This is a genomic window from Pseudomonas sp. NPDC079086 (assembly GCF_044542155.1).
GTDB lineage: Bacteria > Pseudomonadota > Gammaproteobacteria > Pseudomonadales > Pseudomonadaceae > Aquipseudomonas.
On the sequence record NZ_JBITTY010000002.1, the window covers coordinates 873,806 to 893,463 of the forward strand.

Annotated in this window: 15 protein-coding genes; 2 read left to right on the forward strand and 13 right to left on the reverse strand. The window is 58.3% G+C overall.

Annotation, left to right across the window (positions count from 1 at the left end; all coding sequences use genetic code 11):
- Window positions 1-177 precede the first annotated feature (177 nt).
- The 8 genes from ACIGEK_RS13770 to ACIGEK_RS13805 all read right to left on the reverse strand — a co-directional run bounded on the left by ACIGEK_RS13770 (window position 178) and on the right by ACIGEK_RS13805 (window position 10,813).
- Entirely contained in the window at window positions 178-1,548 is a 1,371-nt protein-coding gene (locus ACIGEK_RS13770; protein ID WP_397493839.1) for a DUF1329 domain-containing protein, read from the reverse strand.
- Between the two features lie 66 nt (window positions 1,549-1,614).
- Entirely contained in the window at window positions 1,615-3,570 is a 1,956-nt protein-coding gene (locus tag ACIGEK_RS13775) for a DUF1302 domain-containing protein (protein ID WP_397493840.1), read from the reverse strand.
- A gap of 637 nt (window positions 3,571-4,207) precedes the next feature.
- Window positions 4,208-6,886, reverse strand: a complete 2,679-nt coding sequence (gene pepN / locus ACIGEK_RS13780; protein WP_397493841.1) for an aminopeptidase N — start codon at window positions 6,884-6,886, stop codon at window positions 4,208-4,210.
- A 54-nt stretch (window positions 6,887-6,940) separates the two neighbouring features.
- Window positions 6,941-7,777 (reverse strand): DUF2797 domain-containing protein, encoded by an 837-nt coding sequence (locus ACIGEK_RS13785; protein ID WP_397493842.1) that lies wholly within the window; start codon window positions 7,775-7,777, stop codon window positions 6,941-6,943.
- Window positions 7,777-8,040 (reverse strand): YeaC family protein, encoded by a 264-nt coding sequence (locus tag ACIGEK_RS13790; RefSeq protein WP_397493843.1) that lies wholly within the window; start codon window positions 8,038-8,040, stop codon window positions 7,777-7,779. Before ACIGEK_RS13790 ends, ACIGEK_RS13785 begins: the two co-directional genes overlap by 1 nt.
- Window positions 8,041-8,085: 45 nt before the next feature.
- Window positions 8,086-8,955, reverse strand: a complete 870-nt coding sequence (locus ACIGEK_RS13795) for a rhomboid family intramembrane serine protease (protein WP_397493844.1) — start codon at window positions 8,953-8,955, stop codon at window positions 8,086-8,088.
- The gene (locus tag ACIGEK_RS13800) at window positions 8,952-9,926 is read right to left on the reverse strand and encodes a metallophosphoesterase (RefSeq protein ID WP_397493845.1); all 975 of its coding nucleotides are present in this window, start codon (window positions 9,924-9,926) and stop codon (window positions 8,952-8,954) included. The genes ACIGEK_RS13795 and ACIGEK_RS13800 overlap by 4 nt, the downstream gene beginning before the upstream one ends.
- Window positions 9,926-10,813 (reverse strand): NAD(+) kinase, encoded by an 888-nt coding sequence (locus ACIGEK_RS13805; RefSeq protein WP_397493846.1) that lies wholly within the window; start codon window positions 10,811-10,813, stop codon window positions 9,926-9,928. The genes ACIGEK_RS13800 and ACIGEK_RS13805 overlap by 1 nt, the downstream gene beginning before the upstream one ends.
- 184 nt (window positions 10,814-10,997) lie before the next feature.
- Between ACIGEK_RS13805 and ACIGEK_RS13810 the strand changes: the two genes are divergently transcribed.
- A complete protein-coding gene (locus ACIGEK_RS13810) occupies window positions 10,998-11,945 on the forward strand; it encodes a DUF1853 family protein (protein ID WP_397493847.1) in 948 nt (315 codons plus the stop codon).
- A 1-nt stretch (window position 11,946) separates the two neighbouring features.
- Here the strand turns inward: ACIGEK_RS13810 and ACIGEK_RS13815 are convergent, their stop codons facing one another.
- The 5 genes from ACIGEK_RS13815 to ACIGEK_RS13835 form a co-directional block, all read right to left on the reverse strand.
- Entirely contained in the window at window positions 11,947-13,056 is a 1,110-nt protein-coding gene (locus tag ACIGEK_RS13815; protein WP_397493848.1) for a cyclic nucleotide-binding domain-containing protein, read from the reverse strand.
- 41 nt (window positions 13,057-13,097) lie between these two features.
- Window positions 13,098-14,006 (reverse strand): 1-aminocyclopropane-1-carboxylate deaminase/D-cysteine desulfhydrase, encoded by a 909-nt coding sequence (locus tag ACIGEK_RS13820; RefSeq protein ID WP_397493849.1) that lies wholly within the window; start codon window positions 14,004-14,006, stop codon window positions 13,098-13,100.
- A 41-nt stretch (window positions 14,007-14,047) separates the two neighbouring features.
- Entirely contained in the window at window positions 14,048-15,418 is a 1,371-nt protein-coding gene (locus ACIGEK_RS13825) for a chromosome partitioning protein ParA (protein WP_397493850.1), read from the reverse strand.
- A 263-nt stretch (window positions 15,419-15,681) separates the two neighbouring features.
- On the reverse strand, window positions 15,682-16,050 hold the full coding sequence (locus ACIGEK_RS13830) for a nuclear transport factor 2 family protein (protein ID WP_397494021.1): 369 nt from the start codon (window positions 16,048-16,050) through the stop codon (window positions 15,682-15,684).
- A 126-nt stretch (window positions 16,051-16,176) separates the two neighbouring features.
- Complete coding sequence (locus ACIGEK_RS13835) at window positions 16,177-18,210, reverse strand: FAD-dependent oxidoreductase (protein WP_397493852.1); 2,034 nt, start codon at window positions 18,208-18,210, stop codon at window positions 16,177-16,179.
- Window positions 18,211-18,440: 230 nt separating this feature from the next.
- Here ACIGEK_RS13835 and ACIGEK_RS13840 point away from each other — a divergent pair, with 230 nt between their 5' ends.
- Window positions 18,441-19,481 (forward strand): AraC family transcriptional regulator, encoded by a 1,041-nt coding sequence (locus tag ACIGEK_RS13840; protein WP_397493853.1) that lies wholly within the window; start codon window positions 18,441-18,443, stop codon window positions 19,479-19,481.
- Window positions 19,482-19,658 lie beyond the last annotated feature (177 nt).

The window sequence follows — 19,658 nt, forward strand, 5'->3', positions numbered from 1 at the left end:
TTATAGGTAGCACTACCCTTATAGCAGTACGCCTATCCTACTGAGCTTTCAAAAGGCCTGACAATCGGCGCGACGTTATGTTTTGTTAAACCCGGCCGTCTACCATGCCCTGTTGGACTGACAAATAGCAAAAGGCCGCTACAACAGTAGCGGCCTTTTGCTCAACCTACACGCGGATTAACGCGTACCGCGGCGACGCAGTGCAGCAGGTTTGAAGTACCCGTCATCCGGCACAGCCTGGCTGAAGTCGATGGTGCTTGGCTCTTCGTTATCCAGGTTCTGCACGTGGTAACGACGGGCCTGCAGATCATGGAAGCTATCCAGCGCAGACCAAGTGGTCGGCAGGTCGTAGTAGTTTTTCAGGTAGGCAATCGAAACGCGCCACAGCTCGCCACGACCGTCGTACTGATCAACCACTGCTGCTTGCCAGCTGTCCTCATCGAGGAACAGGGTGCGCTTGGAGTAGATGTGACGCGAGCCCGACTTCAGCGTGCCCTCGACAACCCATACACGGTGCAACTCATTACGTGTAAAGGCTGGGTTCAAGTGACCGACTTGCAGCAGGTCCTTGTACTTCACTTCAGGGCTGGTGACCTTGTAGCTGTTGTAAGGAATGTAGATTTCCTTCTTGCCGATCAGCTTCCAGTCATAACGATCTGGCGAACCGTTGATCATGTCGGTGTCGTCTGCAGTACGCAGGCCGTCAGCGGCAGCGATCGGGGTGTCATAGGCCAGGTTCGGCGCACGACGAACGCGGCGCTGGCCAGCGTTGTAGCCCCAGGCCTGACGCGGCTCTTTTACCTGATCCAGCGTCTCGTGCACCAGTACCGCACCACCGGCCAGACGCGCCGGGCTCTTGGTGAAGGAGAGGTAGTAGAACATGATGTTGTTCAGGTCAGCTGCAGTCCCTTTCGGGTTGTAGAACTTGAACAAAGCTTCCTGCTGCGAGGTCACCAGGGAGTAGCTGCCATTACGCTGCACAGCCACTTCCGAAGCGCGACGCACGATGTAGGTACCGCGGTAGCGTGCGATGTGGTTCCACAGCGCTTCTACACCATTTTGCGGAATCGGGAACGGGATACCGCCGTAAGCGTCGGAGAAACCGTTACCGCCATCGAGCAGCTTGGCAGTGGTGGCGTTCTTGATGGTGTTGTCATACACCCACTGCGGCGCAGAACCAGAGCGGCGGGTCTGGTAGACCGGCATCTGGTAGCTGTTCGGGTAAGTGTTGAACATCGCAATCTGACCTGGGGTCAGGTTGTCTTTGTACTGATCCAGGTTGGCTTTGGTGATGGTGAACAGTGGCTTGTCATCAGCAAAAGGATCGACGTGATGCTGGCCTGGCGTCTTGTAAGCCGCCGGAGCCTTGGTGATACCACCGGTCCACTCAGGGATGGTGCCTGCTGCGTTACCGGCTTTCTCGGCACCAAACGGGGTGAGGCTTGCGCCCAACTTCGCCGCCTCAGCAGGCGAGACTGCAGCAAACGCGCTGCCAGCGGACAGTGCCAGCACAATGGCAGCACCAATCAGCGTGTGCTTTTTCAGCATCTTGATTCTCCGTGAAATAAGTCATCAACCGAGCGCCCGCAGGCACTCGATATTTTCTAGTTATGTTTAGAAGGAATACTTGACGTTCAGGCCGATATTGTCGCGGTCGCGGCTGCCGTTATTTTGGCCAGCACCAAAGAACTCGGTATACGCTAGTTCAGCTTCTAGGCTGTTTAGGTAGCTAGCTTTCACGCCAAGGGTATAAGCCTTGCGGCCTTCGATGAAGTTACCGGTCTGGTAAGAGTTACCTTCAAAGTCATCCTTGTATACAGCGTACGGTGAAACGTTCACCCCCGCATAGACATCGTTCCAAGTACCACTCAAAACCAATGTGTAACCGTAGGCGTTCTTATTAACCTGATCATCACGATCACCGCCACCAACATAGGAGTTATTTCCACGACCCGAATAGTAACGAGTGACACCGTCTTTAGTTTTGTACTTCAAGTCGGAGCCGCGCAGATGTTCGGATCCAAGCTCAAAAACGCCGAATAATGAGTCGAATCCTGCTGTAGGACCGAAATTATATATGGTTCCCAGCGAGGTGTTATAGGCTTCAACACGCTCCACGTTATGAACTACATCTCCGAGACGAACCTGCTTACCACCGATATTCACAGCGCTGCCGCTAGCAAGCGGGGCTGCCTGCCCCAACAGATCACCCAACAGATCATTGGTTGTCGCAACACCAATCGGCAAATTAGGCCGGTAAGCCAACTCACCAAACACCGAAGCATTTCCAACGGTCGTATTGAAGCTGAAGCCGTACATACGGATATCTTCAGCATACTCACGCCGTGCGTTTACTTGATTGGCCACGTCGAGGGTAGCAAGGCCGCCAGCAGCAGTAGCGAAGTTGGCAGCCAAAAATGCTGGATTCGCACAAGCAGGGTTAGCCCCTAGCGCAGCCACACACGCACCAGCTGCGATCTGCCCGAGATTCAGACCTTGATAATCACCAAGATCTGCAGAAATTGTAGGCTCTTTTGAATGATAGTTTACAAAGTAAGCCCCAAACTCCGTGGAGTTCAGCTCTTCAGCAATGTATTTAAAGTTGATACCGTATTGGCCATCATTCTTTGCATTAATGTCGGAGCCAATCTTCGCTACTTGGATGTTCCCATTGGAATCAACGTTACGACCGCCCGCCAGCCCGCCAGTATTAGCAGCACTCAAGCCAGGATAAAGGCCGCCCGCAGCGATGAGCGCAGTTTGCGTTGAGTATGCGGTATTACCACCATCAGCAAACAAGTCAGTTTCTGAGAAGTAGGTACCAACCGGATCGATAGCCGACTCTTTCCAGTTAAATTGGTAGAAGGCCTCCATCGAAAGATTATCAGTCAGGCCTACGTTGAAACTCAGGGCTTCAACCGGAACCAGTACTTCTTTCAGCTCAGCACCTGGAAGCCGGAACTTAGCAGCATCCACCGGGTTAGTCGTATTGATGCCACCGCGGTAGAACAAACCTTCGCCCCAATTAAAAACTTGCTTACCGAAACGTGCGGTAACTGGCATGTCAGCCACATCCCAATTGCCATAAACATAGGCATCGAGAATTTGAGCGCCTCGGCCGGCTTTGTGACGAGTATCATAGGTAAAACTCGAGTCGTTCGGCGTATTCTGGCTAGGTTGAGAAGGGTTGTTCTGGGTCATGTAGTCATTGCGCTTGTCCATGATCTGGGTGTCATAGAACGCCGTGCCGCGTACAAAAACACCATAGTTCTGATAACGCGCTTCCATATCAGTGGTGATTTTAAACACTTCGGAAACCAGGCCAGTATCGAAATTACGGTTACCGTCGTTGGTATTGATATCGTTATTGGTCTTGTCCTGCCCCTGTACGCGCCAGAGTTGACCGTAGGACACGGTGGTATCGATGGAGCCGCTGATTTCATCGTCGGCGAAGCTGAATTCCACTGCCTGGGCATGAGCCGCTACCAGCAAAGGAAGAAGACCGACAAAAGCAAAACCTGCCTTGGCAGGTGCGAAACGCAATACGGGCTTACGGGACTTAATTTCCATCGAAACATTACTCCGTGGACAGATCATCTTTTTTGTACCCCAACCGCTGGGGCACGTTATGGCCGTACTGATGACGGCCTTAAATGTTGATTGGAAGGCAAGCCCCCAACGCGCTTACACGCACCTCACTGTTTGGCGTGCACCATGACGAGGTCAAATCGATTTAGTTCCCTGCAACCATAGTGCCAATTCAAACGGTCGTATAAAAAATCCACTTCAACGCACACTCGAACCATAAAGCCGCTTTGTGACTGATCATTCAGCAATCAAATAACCGCATGCAGTGACAGATTTTTCCTATTTTGTCCTACCATCTGGCGCGATCAGTCACCTTGCTGCGTTGTGCACGCCTAGATGCTTCAAACAAATCAGCCAAGGTCAAGCCAAGCAGCTCAACTCATATTGCGCAAACTCTGCTTACAGTTAATCGGGTAACACAAAAAGTGTTACCCGATTAAATCAGGTAACACTTTTGTACGGATAAAAAGGACTGCATGAAGCACCTGTAACCCTATGCATTGCACATAGATAGGCAGAATCGGTCTTTAGAGTTAATGCACTGATCAAAAAACACTCAAATGTATTGAGCGTTTTATATAGGGTGGCGCTGCCACCCTAGGTTGTTACCGCTCACTAATTAACCAGCCAAGCTCTTGCTAACCACTTCATAGACATCGCTGGACAGTTCACCCGAGGCCAGAATGCGCTGCAGTTGCGCTTTCATTTGAGCCTGACGAGCACTGCCATATTTGGCCCAGCGCGTCAGCGGCGCCAGCAAGCGCGAAGCGATCTGCGGATTAAGGGCATTCAAGGTAATGATTTGATCTGCCAGGAAGCGGTAGCCACTGCCATCAGCCTGGTGGAAACCCAGCAGGTTCTGTCCGGCAAACGCACCGATCAGGGAACGAACCTTATTCGGGTTCTTCAAGGTAAACGCCGGATGCTGCATCAGCTTCTCAACACGCTGCAGCGCACCAGGCAAGGCGCAAGCGGCTTGCACGCTGAACCACTGATCCATCACCAGCGGATTGCCCTTGAAAAAATCGGCAAAGCTGGCCAGTGCAGTGGCCTTCTCGGCATCGAACGGTGAATTGACCAGCACCGCCAATGCGGTCAGGCGCTCGGTCATGTTGTCAGCGTTCTCGAACTGCTCCAGGCAGGCCGCTAGTACTTCGGCCTTGCCGCTGAGCATCAAATAGGACAATGCGATGTTCTGCAGGCTGCGTCGGGCGAAGTGCTCGGCCTCCGCCACATAGGCGCTGGAGCGAGAAACTTCGCAGTTACGCTGGTAGCGCTGCCACAGCAGATCAAACAGCGCATCCGACAGTTGCTTACGGGCGAACTCACGGGCGGCGTGGATGGCTTCGACATCGGCCACTTCACTGATTTCCGCCAGATAAGCCTCACCTGGCAGCGAGAGCATTTCGGCAACCATGGCCTGATCCAGCGACTCATCCGCCAGCAGAGTGCGACAGGCCTCGACCAGGCGCTGATCGAGCGCCAACGGCTCGCCACGCTGATGCTGGCCAATCAACTCCTGCAGCACCTGCACCGAGAGTTGCTGCCCAGCTTCCCAGCGGTTGAAGCCATCGCTGTCGTGCTGCATTAGGAACATCAACTGATCACGGCTGTAGGGGAAGCTCAGCTTGATTGGCGCAGAAAAGCCACGCAGCAAGGAAGGCATTGGTTTTTCCGCCAGATTGACAAAGGTGAACGCCTGCTCCGCTTCAGTTATCTGCAGCACACGGGAACGCTCACCTGCCGTATCTTCACCGACCAATTGCAGCGGCAACTCACGGCCCTGGGCATCGAGCAAGGCCAGCTCGACCGGGATGACAAACGGCTGCTTTTCCGCCTGCCCTGGTGTGGCCGGGCAGCTCTGGCGAAAGTGCAGGCGATAACTGTTGGCCGCCGCGTCGTAGCTTTCACTGACTTCCAGGCGTGGCGTACCTGCCTGGCTGTACCAGCGCTTGAACTGACTCAGGTCGATGCCATTGGCCTCTTCCATCGCGCGGATAAAGTCATCACAGGTCACGGCCTGACCATCATGTCGCTCGAAGTACAAATCGCTGCCTTTACGGAAACCGTCGGCGCCGACCAGGGTGCGAATCATGCGCACCACTTCCGAGCCTTTCTCATAGACCGTCAGGGTGTAGAAGTTGGAGATTTCCATAAAGGCATCCGGGCGCACTGGATGGGCCATCGGGCCAGCATCTTCAGCGAACTGGTGGGTACGCAGGTAGGCTACGTCCTCGATGCGCTTGACCGTGCGCGAGTGCATATCGGCACTGAACTCGGCATCGCGGAATACGGTAAAACCTTCCTTGAGCGACAGCTGGAACCAGTCACGGCAGGTCACGCGGTTGCCCGACCAGTTGTGGAAGTACTCATGGGCCACTACCGCTTCAACACGCTGATGCGCGGCATCGGTGGCGGTTTCAGCCTTGGCCAGCACACAGCTGGAGTTGAAGATATTCAGGCCCTTGTTTTCCATCGCGCCCATATTGAAATCGTTGACCGCGACGATCATAAAGATGTCGAGATCGTACTCTCGGCCGTAGACCTCTTCGTCCCACTTCATGGATTTCTTCAGGCTGTCCATGGCGTGTTGGCATTTGTCGATGTTTTCCGGCTCGACATAAATGCGCAGCGCCACGTCGCGGCTGCTCATAGTGGTAAAGCTATCTTCCACACACCAGAGGTCACCGGCGACCAAGGCGAACAGGTAAGCCGGTTTCATAAACGGGTCTTCCCAGGTCGCCCAGTGCCGGCCACCCTCTTCACTGCCGCTAGCAATCGGGTTCCCGTTGGACAGCAAAACAGGGTAGTCATGCTGCGCCGCGCTCAGGGTGGTGGTGAACTTGCTCATCACGTCCGGGCGGTCGAGGTAATAGGTGATCTTGCGGAAACCCTCGGCCTCGCACTGGGTGCAGAACATGCCGCTGGATTTGTACAGCCCTTCCAGCGCGGTGTTGCTTTCCGGGTGGATGCGCACGCTGCTGTCGATCACAAAGCTGGCCGTCGTCGGCTGCAAGGTCAGATGGCTGTCACTCAGTTGGTAATCGCCGGCACTCAGCTCGCGGTCGTCCAGCGCCACGCTGAGCAGTTCTAGCTGCTGACCGTCCAGCACCAGCGGCGGCAGACCGGCACCGGCACCGGCACCGGCACCGGCAGCCGGATTACGGCGCATCACCAGTTGCGCATGCACCAGGGTGTGGTCGTCGAACAACTCGAAGGTCAGGTGCGTTTCATCAATCAGATAATCCGGGGCCTGGTAGTCCTTGAGGTAGATCATCTTCGGCTGTTCGGTGCGCATGGCTTGTGGCCCTTTGTCTGCGGCGCGCGGGCGCCGGGTTCGCGAATAAGTAACTCAGGCGGCCAGTTCGTGAACGGCCAGCTGGTAAGCGGTGTACTTGCGGATATTGATCACGCCGGTATCGAACATCAGGTACTGGCCCTTGATGCCCAGCAGCGTGCCCTCGGCCAGCGGATTCTTGTCCAGGTTGAAGCTGGTGATCTTCGCCGGATAAGCCTCAATCGGGTAGGCAATCTGCACCACCGGCTGATCACTGAGTGGCTGAATGGCCTGGATGCCAAAGCGCTGCTGCAAGTCGGTCAACCCACTGCTGCACGTGGCAAACAGCTGCTCGCGTACGGCAAGCAGATCAACCGGCGCAGCATCGCCCTTGAGCAGCGCGCGCCAGTTGGTTTTATCCGCCACCTGGCTACGCAACAGGTCTTCGACAAAGCCGGACTGCTGACGGGTGGCGACGCGCAGAATTGGCAACGCCTGGGTCGCACCTTGGTCGATCCAACGGGTAGGAATCTGCGTGGCGCGGGTGATACCGACTTTCACCCCGGATGAGTTGGCTAGATAGACCACATGATCGGTCATGCAGAACTGCTCGCCCCAACTCGGCTCACGGCAGGTACCCGCGTCATAGTGGCAACGCTCCGGGCTCATGATGCAGATGTCGCACTGCGCCAGTTTCTGCATACAGGGATAGCAGTAACCCTGGCTAAAGCTGCTCTTGGTTTTGCGCCCGCAATGGGTGCAGTGGATCGCGCCCAAAAACTCCAGACGCAGGCTTTTGCCAATCAGCGGATTGACTGGCAGTAGTTCATCGCCCAGGCGAAAGCTGTACTGCACTGGCGCATCCAACTGCGCCGCCATTTTGCTCAGGGCACCACGGGCCAACTCACTCATCAGTGCAGGGTATCCGAGGTTTTGAATAACAAATTGGGGACCGGCTCGGACTTGGAGCTGCACTCCTGCGGGCCCATATAACCGATGCGCTCTTCTTCCGGCAGGTTGTGGGTTTCCCAGGCGATCAGCGCCTGCAGGGTCAGCTCCTTCTGCTCCTGAGTCAGCTTGCGGCCATCGGGCCATTTACCGATTTCCACGGCCAGCTTGAGGTTCTGGTAGATCTCAGGGGTGATGTTTTCAATCGCTTCGAGAAAGGACGACATGGCGCCTCCAAATGCAAAGTGGCAGTTTACCAGCCTGATAAAGAACTAACTGCGTTGCCGACGCGCCAACACACCACCCACCAGCCCGGTCAGGCAACCGGCCAGCAGGCCGCCGACATGCGCGGCGTTGGCAATTGCGCCGAATTGCAGCAGCTCGAAAATGCCAGTCATACAGATCAGTAGCCAGGCCAGCATCATCACCAACACGCCGGGCGGCAGCCGATAGGCGGAAGTTGGTGCCAGACGCTGGAAGATCCAGCAATGCCCGAGCAAGCCGTACAACACCCCGGACAGACCGCCGAATAGCGATGGGCCGGCATGCAGGTACTGGGCGAAATTGGCCGCAAGACTGAACAGCAGGCTCAGCCCCAATAACATCACGGCTCCCTGGCGCGCTTCGATCCGCCGCCCCAGCTCCCAGTACCACAAGGTATTCATCGCCAGATGGAGAATGCCAAAGTGAATCAGCATTGGCGTCAACAGCCGCCACCACTGGCCGCTTTCCAGCGTGTCGTTTAGGTAACTGAAATAGATGTAATCGCCCTGTACGCGGTAGTCGACAAAGCTCAGCCAACTTACCGTCGTCAGGTTATCGCCCAGCAAGGTGATGGCCGCAGCAATAAAGGTCAGCGCCAGGACAACAGCGGTCATGCGACTGGCTTTCAGCTGCTGAACAAAGCCCGGAGCACTATTCGTAGAAGCCTGTGGCGGCTCAAGCAACACCTCAGCATCGCCCTGCGGGTAGCGCCCGTAGAGTTCGCGTACGTGCTCAGCCAGTTGTTCACTGGGCACCCAGAGCACTTGCTCGCCCGCCTCTTCCGCAACTCGGTGCGGCACCTGTAAGCGCTGCAACAGCGTAATAAAGCCGCTCAAGTCAATCTGTTCAGGCAAGCGCATTGCCGCTACTGCGCTCATGGCCGAGCCTCCGGGCTATCGACTTCAACCCAGACGAACTTTTTGGCATCCAGGCGTACTTCCTGATCCAGCCGATAAGCCACCAGCTTGCCGTTGAGCACGGCGCTGTAATCCAGACAGGCCAGGTTGTTGCGAATCGGCGCGGGTTTGCCGCTGCGCCAGTAATGGCCGACAAACAACAGTGGCTGGTCGGCACCGTATTTGAGCAATTCGGTTTTTTGCATCTCACTGAGCGGCATCTGCGCCGCCAGTTCTGGCAAGGCATCAGGCTGGAAGACGATATCGCCGTAGGTTTGCGGATCCTCTTCCCAGAATTTGGTGCGAAAGTGCGCGCGGGTAAAACCGTCATCGCTGGTCAGGGTCATGCCGTGCGGCAGACGCATGTCAGTACCGCGCAACAGGCGATCCAGCGCGGTATTAGCAAAACTGCCATGCACGGCTGCTGCCTGGAGAAAATGCTCATCAATGCAGCCATCGGCAAACTGCGCACGCAGCGGCTCAATCAGGCTGTCGTCCCAACAGGCATGCACCACACGGAAATGCCCAGCATCGATAAACAGCGGTAACTCGTAGAACCAATCGAGAAATCCCTGCCACTCCGCCGGGTAGGCGTCGAACTGCTCCAGGGTTTCCTTGATCAGCCGCGCATGCCGTGGCGTGTGCTCACGGACAAACTGCCTACCGCTGCCTGGCGCTGCCGGCGTGCTCCAGGCCAGCGCATTGAACTCATGGTTACCCATGATGCACAGCGCCTGACCGGCCACGACCATATCGCGAACCAAGTGCAGTGCCTCACGGATACGCGGGCCACGGTCGACCAGATCACCGAGAAAGATCGCCATACGCTGCGGGTGACACCACACACCGCCCTGCTGGCGATAGCCCAGGTTGCTAAGCAGATGTTCCAGGGTTTTCGCGCAGCCATGGATATCGCCGATCAGGTCATAACCGCGAGCAGGATCGAGGTGCATCAAGCCCCCCCGCCGAGCCGGCTACCCCAGCCCAGCTTGTTGCGACAGACTTCGTAATAGTTGTGGTCCAGCGGGTGAATAAGGCGCAGCTTCTGCGGCCGCTTGGCCACGGTGACCGTATCGCCGGGGGCGCAGGTGAAGTGGTTCTGCCCGTCACAAGAGACTTGTGGGTACAGCTGCAGATCTTTGGATACGACGATTTTCAGCTCGCTGTTGCCATCCACCACAATCGGCCGGCTAGACAGCGTATGCGGGTACATCGGCACGATCACGATGGCATCCAGCTTGGGGTGCATGATCGGCCCGCCGGCAGACAACGCATAGGCCGTGGAGCCGGTCGGCGTGGCAACGATCAGGCCGTCGGCCTTCTGGCTACAGACGAACTGGCCATCGATAAACAGCTCGAACTCGATCATCCGCGTCGACTTGCCCGGATGCAGCACCACATCATTGAGCGCATCGCCCTGGCCGATGGCCTCGCCATTGCGGCGCACTTCGGCCTCCAGCAGAAAGCGGTTCTCGGTCAGGTAATGCCCTTCGAGCACCTGGGCCACCTTCACTTCCAGCTCATCGGGGCGAATATCGGTGAGAAAGCCCAGGCTGCCACGGTTGACGCCCAACACCGGCACCTTATGCCGCGCCAGAGCGCGGGCGGCGCCGAGCATGCTGCCGTCGCCGCCAACGACGATCACCAGATCGCATACCTCGCCGAGAATCTTCCGTGACGAGGTCTGCAGACCATGGCCCGGCAGCACTTCGGCGATGGTGTCTTCGAGGATTACATGCAGGTGACGGGCGAGCAGAAATTTCTTCAGCCGGCGAATGGTGTCCAGCACCTGGGTACTGCCCAGCCGACCGATAATGCCGACATTACGAAATTGCTCCATGGTGCTCCCGCCTGGCTGTGTATCTAGAGCCCCGGATTATGGGCGAAAGCTAAGGGCAGCGGCAAACCGCTGACCTGCTAAGACCGCGGTTAAGCGCTTGTTGAGGAGCTCGCAGGGCGCTTTTAACCCCACAGGACCGACACGAAGCAGATCGCACACAGCGTCTAAGCGCTATGCTCGAAACATGATTCCTTTCCCCTCACTCGCTGATTTGCCCTCGCAGCTGCGTCAACCTGCTGTACGTGACCTGGCCTGGGCGCTGCTTTCGCCGCCACTGCTGGCACATTCGCCCTGGCCGCAGCGTCACCCGCTAAAGGCCAGCAACTGGAGCCAGCAACCCGACGCGCTGGCTGACTGGCTGCTGAGCTTGGATAGCGACAGCCATACTCTGCAGCAGTGGCTAAGCCAAAGCTCGGTACGCCGCCTGGGCCTTTACTACGAACGACTCTGGCAGTTTGCCCTGCACGCCGCGCCCGGTATCGAGGTGCTGGCAGCCAACTTGCCCATCCGCTTGCAGGGTCACACCCTGGGTGAGCTGGATATGCTGCTGCGCGATGAGGAAGGCGTGCATCACCTGGAGCTGGCCATCAAGCTGTACCTGGGCCAACCACAATGTACTGGCACTGAGCTGGCGCATTGGCTCGGCCCGGGTAGCCACGACCGCTTAGATATCAAACTGGCACATCTGGGTCAGCACCAGTTGCCACTGTCAGCACGTGCCGAAGCCCAACAGCGCCTGTCCGAGCTGGATATCCAGCAACCTCAGGCGGCGCTTTGGCTGGGCGGTTATCTATTCTCCCCCTGGCTGCAGCCATCCTATACCGCGCCAACGGATGGCAACCCAGCGCACCTGCGTGGACGCTGGCTGCATCGCACTGACTGGGCACGTTTTACCACAGACAACCAAGGTCGCTGGCAGCCATTAGCCCGACACGCCTGGTTGGCGTCGGCGCGCATCGAGGGAGAGCATGTGTGGTCGCACGAGCAATTCAATCACTGGCTCGCCGCGCTACCGGAGGATGCCAACGCGCAGTTGCTCGTACGCTTGACTGAAGGCCCGCAGCGCTGCTGGCTGGAGGCCGAGCGGGTATTTCTGGTCAATGATCACTGGCCGGCGCAACCGGCTGACTAGCTCAGAGACTGCGTTCGGTGCGCCCGCCCGAGCGCGCCAGATAGCCCGAACCACTCTCGCACAGCAACGCATCACGCTGGATCGCCGGCAAGGCATCCACCCCATCCCGCAAGGCATACGCGCGGTAGCCAAGCTGCGAAAGCAGAAACACCGCACTGCTGCTGCGCTTGCCGCTGTCGCAGTAACACAGATAGGTGCGCGCCTTATCCAGCAGGCGAGCCTTCAGCCGCAGCAGTTGCAGCGGCATATTCAGTGATTGCAGCGCATGGGCACGCTCGTATTCTTCCTGCAGGCGCACATCCAGCCATTGCGCCCCTGCAGCCAGCAAACGCGATGCTTCGCCAAGCGACACTTCATCCACCACCGGGGCTTTTAGCAAGGCGAAGAAGTCCTGGCGATTCAGGCGCAGCACCACGCCGTCTTCCAGCATGGTCACCGTGGCATTACGCGGACTGTCGGCCAGCAAGGCTTCCTCACCAAAGCAGGCGCCAATCTCCAGCTCGGCCAACACCTGCTGCGCACTGTCGGCGCCACGAATCACTTCAGCACGGCCATTTTTCAGGAAGTAGCAACTGTCACCGACATCGCCCTCCTGCAGCACGGTACTGCCTGCGACCAGTTCAATCCGCTGCAAGCGCTCAAGCATGGCGCGCACGTTGGACGGTGGCACCTTGGCAAACAGCGGGTTTTCCAGCAGGCGCTCCAACCACTCGACTTCGGCGTGGCTCTGCCCCAGCTCCAGCAGCAGATCTTGATAGGCCAGACGCCAGGTTAGCAGGCGATTGAGGGTCGCAGTGTCCAGCGCCAACACGCTGGCATCGGTCAGCGCCCGCGCTTCATGCAGGCGTGGCAGGCTCGGCGACAATGGATGGCAACTGGCCTCGCTGCCAGCCTGCAAACGCTGCTCTTGCCCGTCGACCGATTGCAGCAGCAACTCGCCAGCCAACAGGTAGTAGGTCAAGCGCGCCTGATCCCCCGGGCGAAACAACAACTGCCCCACCAGCAAAGGTTGCGGCACCAATTGCGCACGCAACTCACGCCACTGCTGTTCAGACAGCACATTGAGTGGCGTCAGGCTGCGTAGCTGCTCGGGGTTAAGAGGTTCGCTCATGGAATATCCAGGCTCCGCTGGTGAAATTCAGTGTAGCCGGGTTAATCGGCCGAGCATGCTTTCGCCGCTTGCAACATGGCCGCGGCACGGCCCTGCAAGCCACCTGTGTGGACAAACACCAGGCGACTGCCGCGAGCAAAGTAACCGGCCTCGACCTGCTGGCGCAACGCCATTAATGCCTTGGCGGTATACAGCGGCTCCAGCGGCACGCCGCTTTGCGCTTCCGCCGCCCGCATAAAGCCGAGCAACTCGGCATCCACCTTGGCAAATCCGCCACGACTGGCCTCATGCAACTGATAACGCCCGACTGGCATACCGGCAGCCTGAACAATCGCCTGCACCTGTTGCTCGACGCCATGGTCAGCCGGCACGGCCAGCGCCGCATGCACCGGATGTGCGCCGGCCTCACCTATCAGCAGGCCTGCCAGGGTGGTGCCCGTACCTGCCGCCAGCCACCAGGCGTCGTAATCGTTCCAACTGAGGTTGGGTAGTTGCTCGCGCACCTGCTGCACCAAGCTCATACACCCAAGCGCCCCAGGTAGCCCGCCACCGCCCTCTGGCAGCGGATAAAAGCCTGGATACTGTGCCTGCCAGGGCAACCAGAAATCGGATGCATGCCGGGCGCGATAGCCCGCATAGCCCAGCCAGTGCAGGTGCATGCCGAAGGCCTGCAGGTCAGCCACAGTCTGCGTCTGCTGCGGGTTACCGCGCAAAAGTCCGACAGTTTGGAAATCAAAGCGCTTACCAGCGGCGGCCAGGGCATGCAGGTGATTGGAGTGCGCCCCGCCCAGGCTGATCACGCCCTTAGAGCCACTGGCCTCTGCGGCGCGTAGGTGGTGGGAGAGCTTGAACCATTTATTACCACTGATCAGTGGATCAAGCAGATCCAAACGCAGCACCGCCAACTCAACCCCGGCGGCGACCGACCAATCCAGCGAAAAATGCTGCAAAGGGGCGTGAGGGGCCCAATCAGGTAGGACAACAGGCAAGGTTAACTGACAGTACGCAAACGGCTACTGGCCTTGTGCCGCGCACAGCAATTGGATTCGCCCAGGGCAAAACGGCTGGGGGTATCAATACGATCAATGGGAATGGCGCAGCGCTCACCACTGGGCAGCGAGGCTTCGCAACTCGGCTGCTGGTAATGCGCCAGCCAATGACGGTACTGCTCTTCGCTGACAAAGCACTTGGCCGCCGCATAGGCCATTGGGTTGTCCTGGTAGGCGGCAATGTCCTGCAGCGGGATGGTCAAGTGACCTGCGCCTGGGTGGTAAACCACAAAGACCACACCGAGCTTGGCCAGACGCTCAAGAATCTGATCACCGCCCTGGCTGGCCAGGTCGGCATAAGCGCGTTTGAGGCGATTGATCTCCTGCAACGCTTGAGTGTCCTGCTCGCCGCGATAAGCCAGTTCGACATCGCGAATAGCAATCTGCTCTTTGTACTCGGCCACTGCCGAGGCGATCTTGGCCTGCATCTCACCTTCGAACTGCGCACGCAAGCTGTCGCTCTCACTGCGACCATCACGCTCCAGCGCACGCAGTTGCTCGGTCATTTCCTCACGGGAGGTCTGGAAACTCGATGCCTGAGCAGCCAGTTGCGTCTTCAGCGCAGCGTTATGCTCTTCCTGCTGGCGCAAGGCCTGATGCAGACCGTGGATTTGCGATTGCAGATTTTTGCTCTGCTCATCGCTGGCCAGCTTGAACTTGGCTAACTCTTCCTCGTGCTGCTGGGTCAAGCTAGTGATGCGCAAACGCTGCTGCTTGATCAGTTGCGCGGCTTTCACTCGCTGCTCCTGATCAAGCTTTTCTGTGGCTTTGGCGGCTTCTTCCTGAGCGGGGTCCGCGGCGTACCACTTATCCTCCGAAGCCATCTGCAGACGCTCGGGCGCAACCGCCGGAGCATTATCGTCTTCAGCCAGCAAGCCGAGGCTGTTGCGTTTGACTACATCGCGCAGCAGCGCCAGATCGTTATTACCTGGGGTCAGGCTGGGGTCCCAGAGGTGCATTTGGTGCCAAGAGACCGGGCATTGGCTGCGGCAAGCCAGACGAATTGGACCTGCGCCCAAATCAGGTCCGCGCCCGGCGCGCTCGGCCAGGGCCTGCAAAGGGATATTCCAGCCGGAATCCGGCGCGCCCTTCTCATCGAAATCCAGGTAGAAAAACACCAGCGCCTTGATCAGCAAACGCGGGTTGATCAGCACGTACGCCACACGCATCTGCTCGTCGGCGAACTCCGGCATATTCACCACGCCATCGAGCAAGGCTTCGAATTCGGGGAAAAACATTTGCTTGCAGATGCCGCCGCGTTCACTGAAGAACAGTACGGCCTCAACCATCTGCGGCTTGTTCTGCATGCTCATCGCTTTTCCTCTAGGCCGAAACGGGTGCTCCGCTCAGCGGTGACTCATCCTGCCTATACTGTGCAAAAAATGGCGCACACGGCAAGACTGCCAACATTCTGACGAGTTAAGCAAGCCCCACGTCGCAGGCGCTATACCCTTGTTCAGGCAAGTCTAGGGGAAAAACCAAGCCCAGCAATGTGATTGGGTTGGCAGTCACCCTGCCAGCAAGCCGCTAAAACCCGGCTAACAGGGTGAAAGTGTGATGGGTTTGGTGCAACGCTTCAGGCTTTGGCGGCAGCCAGGAATGGAGCCAGGCGTCGACCCATTTCCTCGCCCAAGGCCTGCAGACCACTCATGGGGCGAACCATCACTTCAAAATCGACGATCTTGCCGGTTTCATCGAAGCGAATCATGTCGATGCCCTTGAGCTCGCGCTCGCCCACCTTGGCACTGAACTCCAACACCACGTTAAGACCATCGGCGCTGGCCAGCTCGCGGTGGTAGGCAAAGTCGACGAACACCTTACTCACGGTATTGAGAATCAGTGACACCATGGGCGCACCGGCATAGGGCTTGTGCGCCATCGGTGAACGAAACACCGCCTGCGGGTGTAGCAATTCCGGCAGGCTGCGCAAATCGTTGTTCTGCATCAGGCCATGCCACTGAGCGAGCGTGGCGGCCGCTGCCGGTTGTAATTGAGGATTATCGGACACGGGCTTCTCCTTATTGTTGTGAGCCACATGCAAAACGCCCCGCACTAGGCGGGGCGCTTGCTATCAGAGTTCGGCGGCGAGGCGCGAGCCCTGGTTGATTGCGCGCTTGGCGTCCAGCTCGCTGGCCACATCGGCACCACCAATCAGGTGCACACTCTGCCCGGCGTTTTCCAGGCCTTCCTGCAGCTCACGCAGCGGGTCCTGACCAGCACAGACAATCACCGTATCCACCGGCAATACCTGCGGCTCGCCACCGGCGATGCTGATATGCAGGCCGGCGTCGTCAACCTTGAGGTACTCGACCGAGTTAAGCATCTGTACGTTCTTGTTCTTCAGACCGGTGCGGTGGATCCAACCCGTGGTCTTGCCCAAACCGTCGCCGACCTTGGATTTCTTGCGCTGCAGCAGGAACACTTCACGCGCCGCCGGATGCGGATGGGCCTGAACCCCCGCCACACCACCGCGGGCTTCCAGCGCGACGTCGATGCCCCACTCCTTCCAGAACTCCTCACGGTTGAGGCTGGTGGCCTCACCCTGGTGGGTGATGAACTCGGAGACGTCGAAGCCGATACCGCCGGCGCCGATGACCGCAACCTTCTGGCCAACCGGCTTGCGCTGCAGAATGGCGTCCAGATAGCTGATTACCTTGGCATGCTCGATACCCGGAATGGCCGGGGTACGCGGCGCAATACCGGTGGCCAGGATAATTTCGTCGAAGCCGCCCTTCGCCAGTTCGTCGGCGCTGACGCGGGTGTTCAGGCGCAGGTCGACACCTGTGGTTTCCAGCTTGCGCTTGAAGTAGCGCAGGGTCTCGAAGAACTCCTCCTTGCCCGGCACGCGCTTGGCCACGTTGAATTGGCCGCCGATTTCGCTGGCCGAATCGAACAGGGTCACACTATGGCCACGCTCGGCGGCCACGGTGGCCGCTGACAGGCCAGCAGGACCAGCACCGACCACGGCGATCTTCTTCACCGCGGTGGTCGGAATGTAGTTCAGCTCGGTCTCGTGGCAGGCGCGCGGGTTGACCAGGCAACTGGTCAGTTTGCCGCCAAAAGTGTGGTCCAGGCAGGCCTGGTTACAGCCGATGCAGGTGTTGATTTCGTCGCTACGGCCTTCTGCAGCCTTGTTGACGAAATCCGGGTCAGCGAGGAACGGACGGGCCATGGAGACCATGTCGGCATCACCTTCGGCTAGTACCTGTTCGGCCACTTCCGGGGTGTTGATGCGGTTGGTGGTGATCAGCGGAATGCTCACCTCACCCTTGAGCTTGGCAGTGACCTTGGTGAACGCCGCACGCGGCACTTTGGTGGCGATGGTCGGGATACGCGCTTCGTGCCAGCCGATACCGGTGTTGATGATGGTAGCGCCGGCCTTCTCGATGGCCTTGGCCAGCAGGACGATCTCGTCCCAGGTGCTGCCGCCTTCGACCAGATCGAGCATCGACAGGCGGTAGATGATGATGAAATTCGGGCCGACGGCCTCACGCACACGGCGGACGATTTCCACCGGTAGGCGCATGCGGTTCTCGTAGTTGCCGCCCCATCTATCGGTACGGTGGTTGGTATGGGCGGCGAGGAACTGGTTAATGAAATAGCCTTCCGAACCCATGATCTCAACACCGTCGTACTCGGCCTGCTGGGCCAGCACGGAGCAGTTGATGAAATCCTGAATCTGTTTCTCGATCCCTTCCTCGTCCAGCTCTTTCGGCTTGAACGGGTTGATCGGCGCCTGGATGGCGCTCGGTGCTACCGATTTCGGGCTGTAGGCATAACGGCCGGCGTGGAGGATCTGCATGCAGATCTTGCCGTCCGCCGCGTGCACGGCGCGGGTCACGATCTTGTGCTTTTCCGCCTCTTCCGGGGTGGTTAGCTTGGCTGCGCCGGAATACACGCCGCCTTCATCGTTCGGGCCAATACCACCGGTCACCATCAAGCCAACGCCACCACGGGCGCGCTCGGCGAAATAGGCCGCCATGCGCTCGAAACCATTGGGCTTTTCTTCCAACCCGGTGTGCATCGAGCCCATCAGGGTGCGGTTCTTCAGCGTGGTGAAGCCCAGATCAAGCGGGGCCAGCAGGTGGGGGTACTGAGCAGTCATGGAAATCTCCACATCGGGTGTTGGCTTTCACGGATGCCGCAACCTCTTAACGGGTCGCGGTCGAATATGGTCTAGACGATAATCAGCCGCGCCGAACAGCTCAATGACTTAAAGTAACAACCTAATGATCAAAAAGAGCAGCAAGCCTTGGCAAAGCCAAAGCACCTGCCTACCCTGGCACCTTATCTAGATGCCCAGCACTGCCTGGCTATAAGCGGAATAGTTTTGCGATGCTAAAAAACACGCGGATCAAACTCGGCGACCTGTCGGTCGGCTTTGTCGACAGCCTGGCCGATGCCATGCGCGATTGCGCCCAGGATCCACAACCGCTGCTCGATAGTTACGGCCTGGATGCCGCACGCCTAGCCGAACCCCGTGCGCGACTGTCGATCCCGCGTTACATGCGCCTGGGCCATAGCGCCATCCAGCAATGTGGCGAACCAGGCCTGGGCCTGCTGATGGGGCAAACCAGCCGCCTAAGCCAACTTGGTCTAGCCGGTGTCACTGCGATGCAGGCACCGACGGTGCGGGAAGCGGCGCGCGCATTGATTCGTTTCGAACCGCTATATGCCAGTAATTACCGCGGCCAATCCAGCCTGCACGAAGACAATCGGGGCGCCTGGCTGCGCTTCTATTCGATCAGCCCCTACAACGCCTATAACCGCTTTGTGGTTGATTCGGTGCTAGCAAGCTGGGCGCAACAACTCAGCAAGCTGGCACAACAAGCGCTGCCCGTGGAGAAAGTGCAGATAGAATTTCCCGCGCCCGTCTATGCGGCGCAGTACGGCGAATTGTTTGACTGCCCAGTGGAGTTTGCCAGTGAACACAACCAGCTGCGTCTGAGCCAGCAGAGCCTGAATATGCGCAACCCCGAGCACTGCCCGAGCACCTGGCGGCACCTGCTGGAAATCTGTGAACACGAACTCGCGCAACTGACTCGCACGCGAAACCTGCGCGAGCGCATTACTCAGCTGCTCGGCCCGCTGCTGCACGGTCGCGAACCAGATCTGACAGAAGTGGCGGCGCGCCTGCAGCTACCGACCTGGACCCTGCGGCGCAAGCTGGCCGAGGAAGGCACGCAGTTTCGCAGAATCCTCAACGACACTCGCCGCGACCTGGCCATGGCCTATATCCGCGACACCGAACTGGCATTCGGCGAAATCGCCTACCTGCTCGGCTTTGCCTCCGCCGAAGCCTTCCAGCATGCGTTCAAACGCTGGAACCAGCAAACCCCAGGCGAATATCGCCGCGAGCAACGCCGAGCACTTTAGCGCCCCTATAAATGGTCAAAGTTCGGTAGCGTCTTCGTCACGCTCCGGCACATCCTGCTCGGCGGCGCGGGTTTCCAGCAGCTCTTCTTGATAATCGTCCATTGCCTGTTCCTCCACTCGCTATATCAGCAACCGCTCACTGCATAAACAAAGAGCATGCCAATCAGGCTAGAGCAG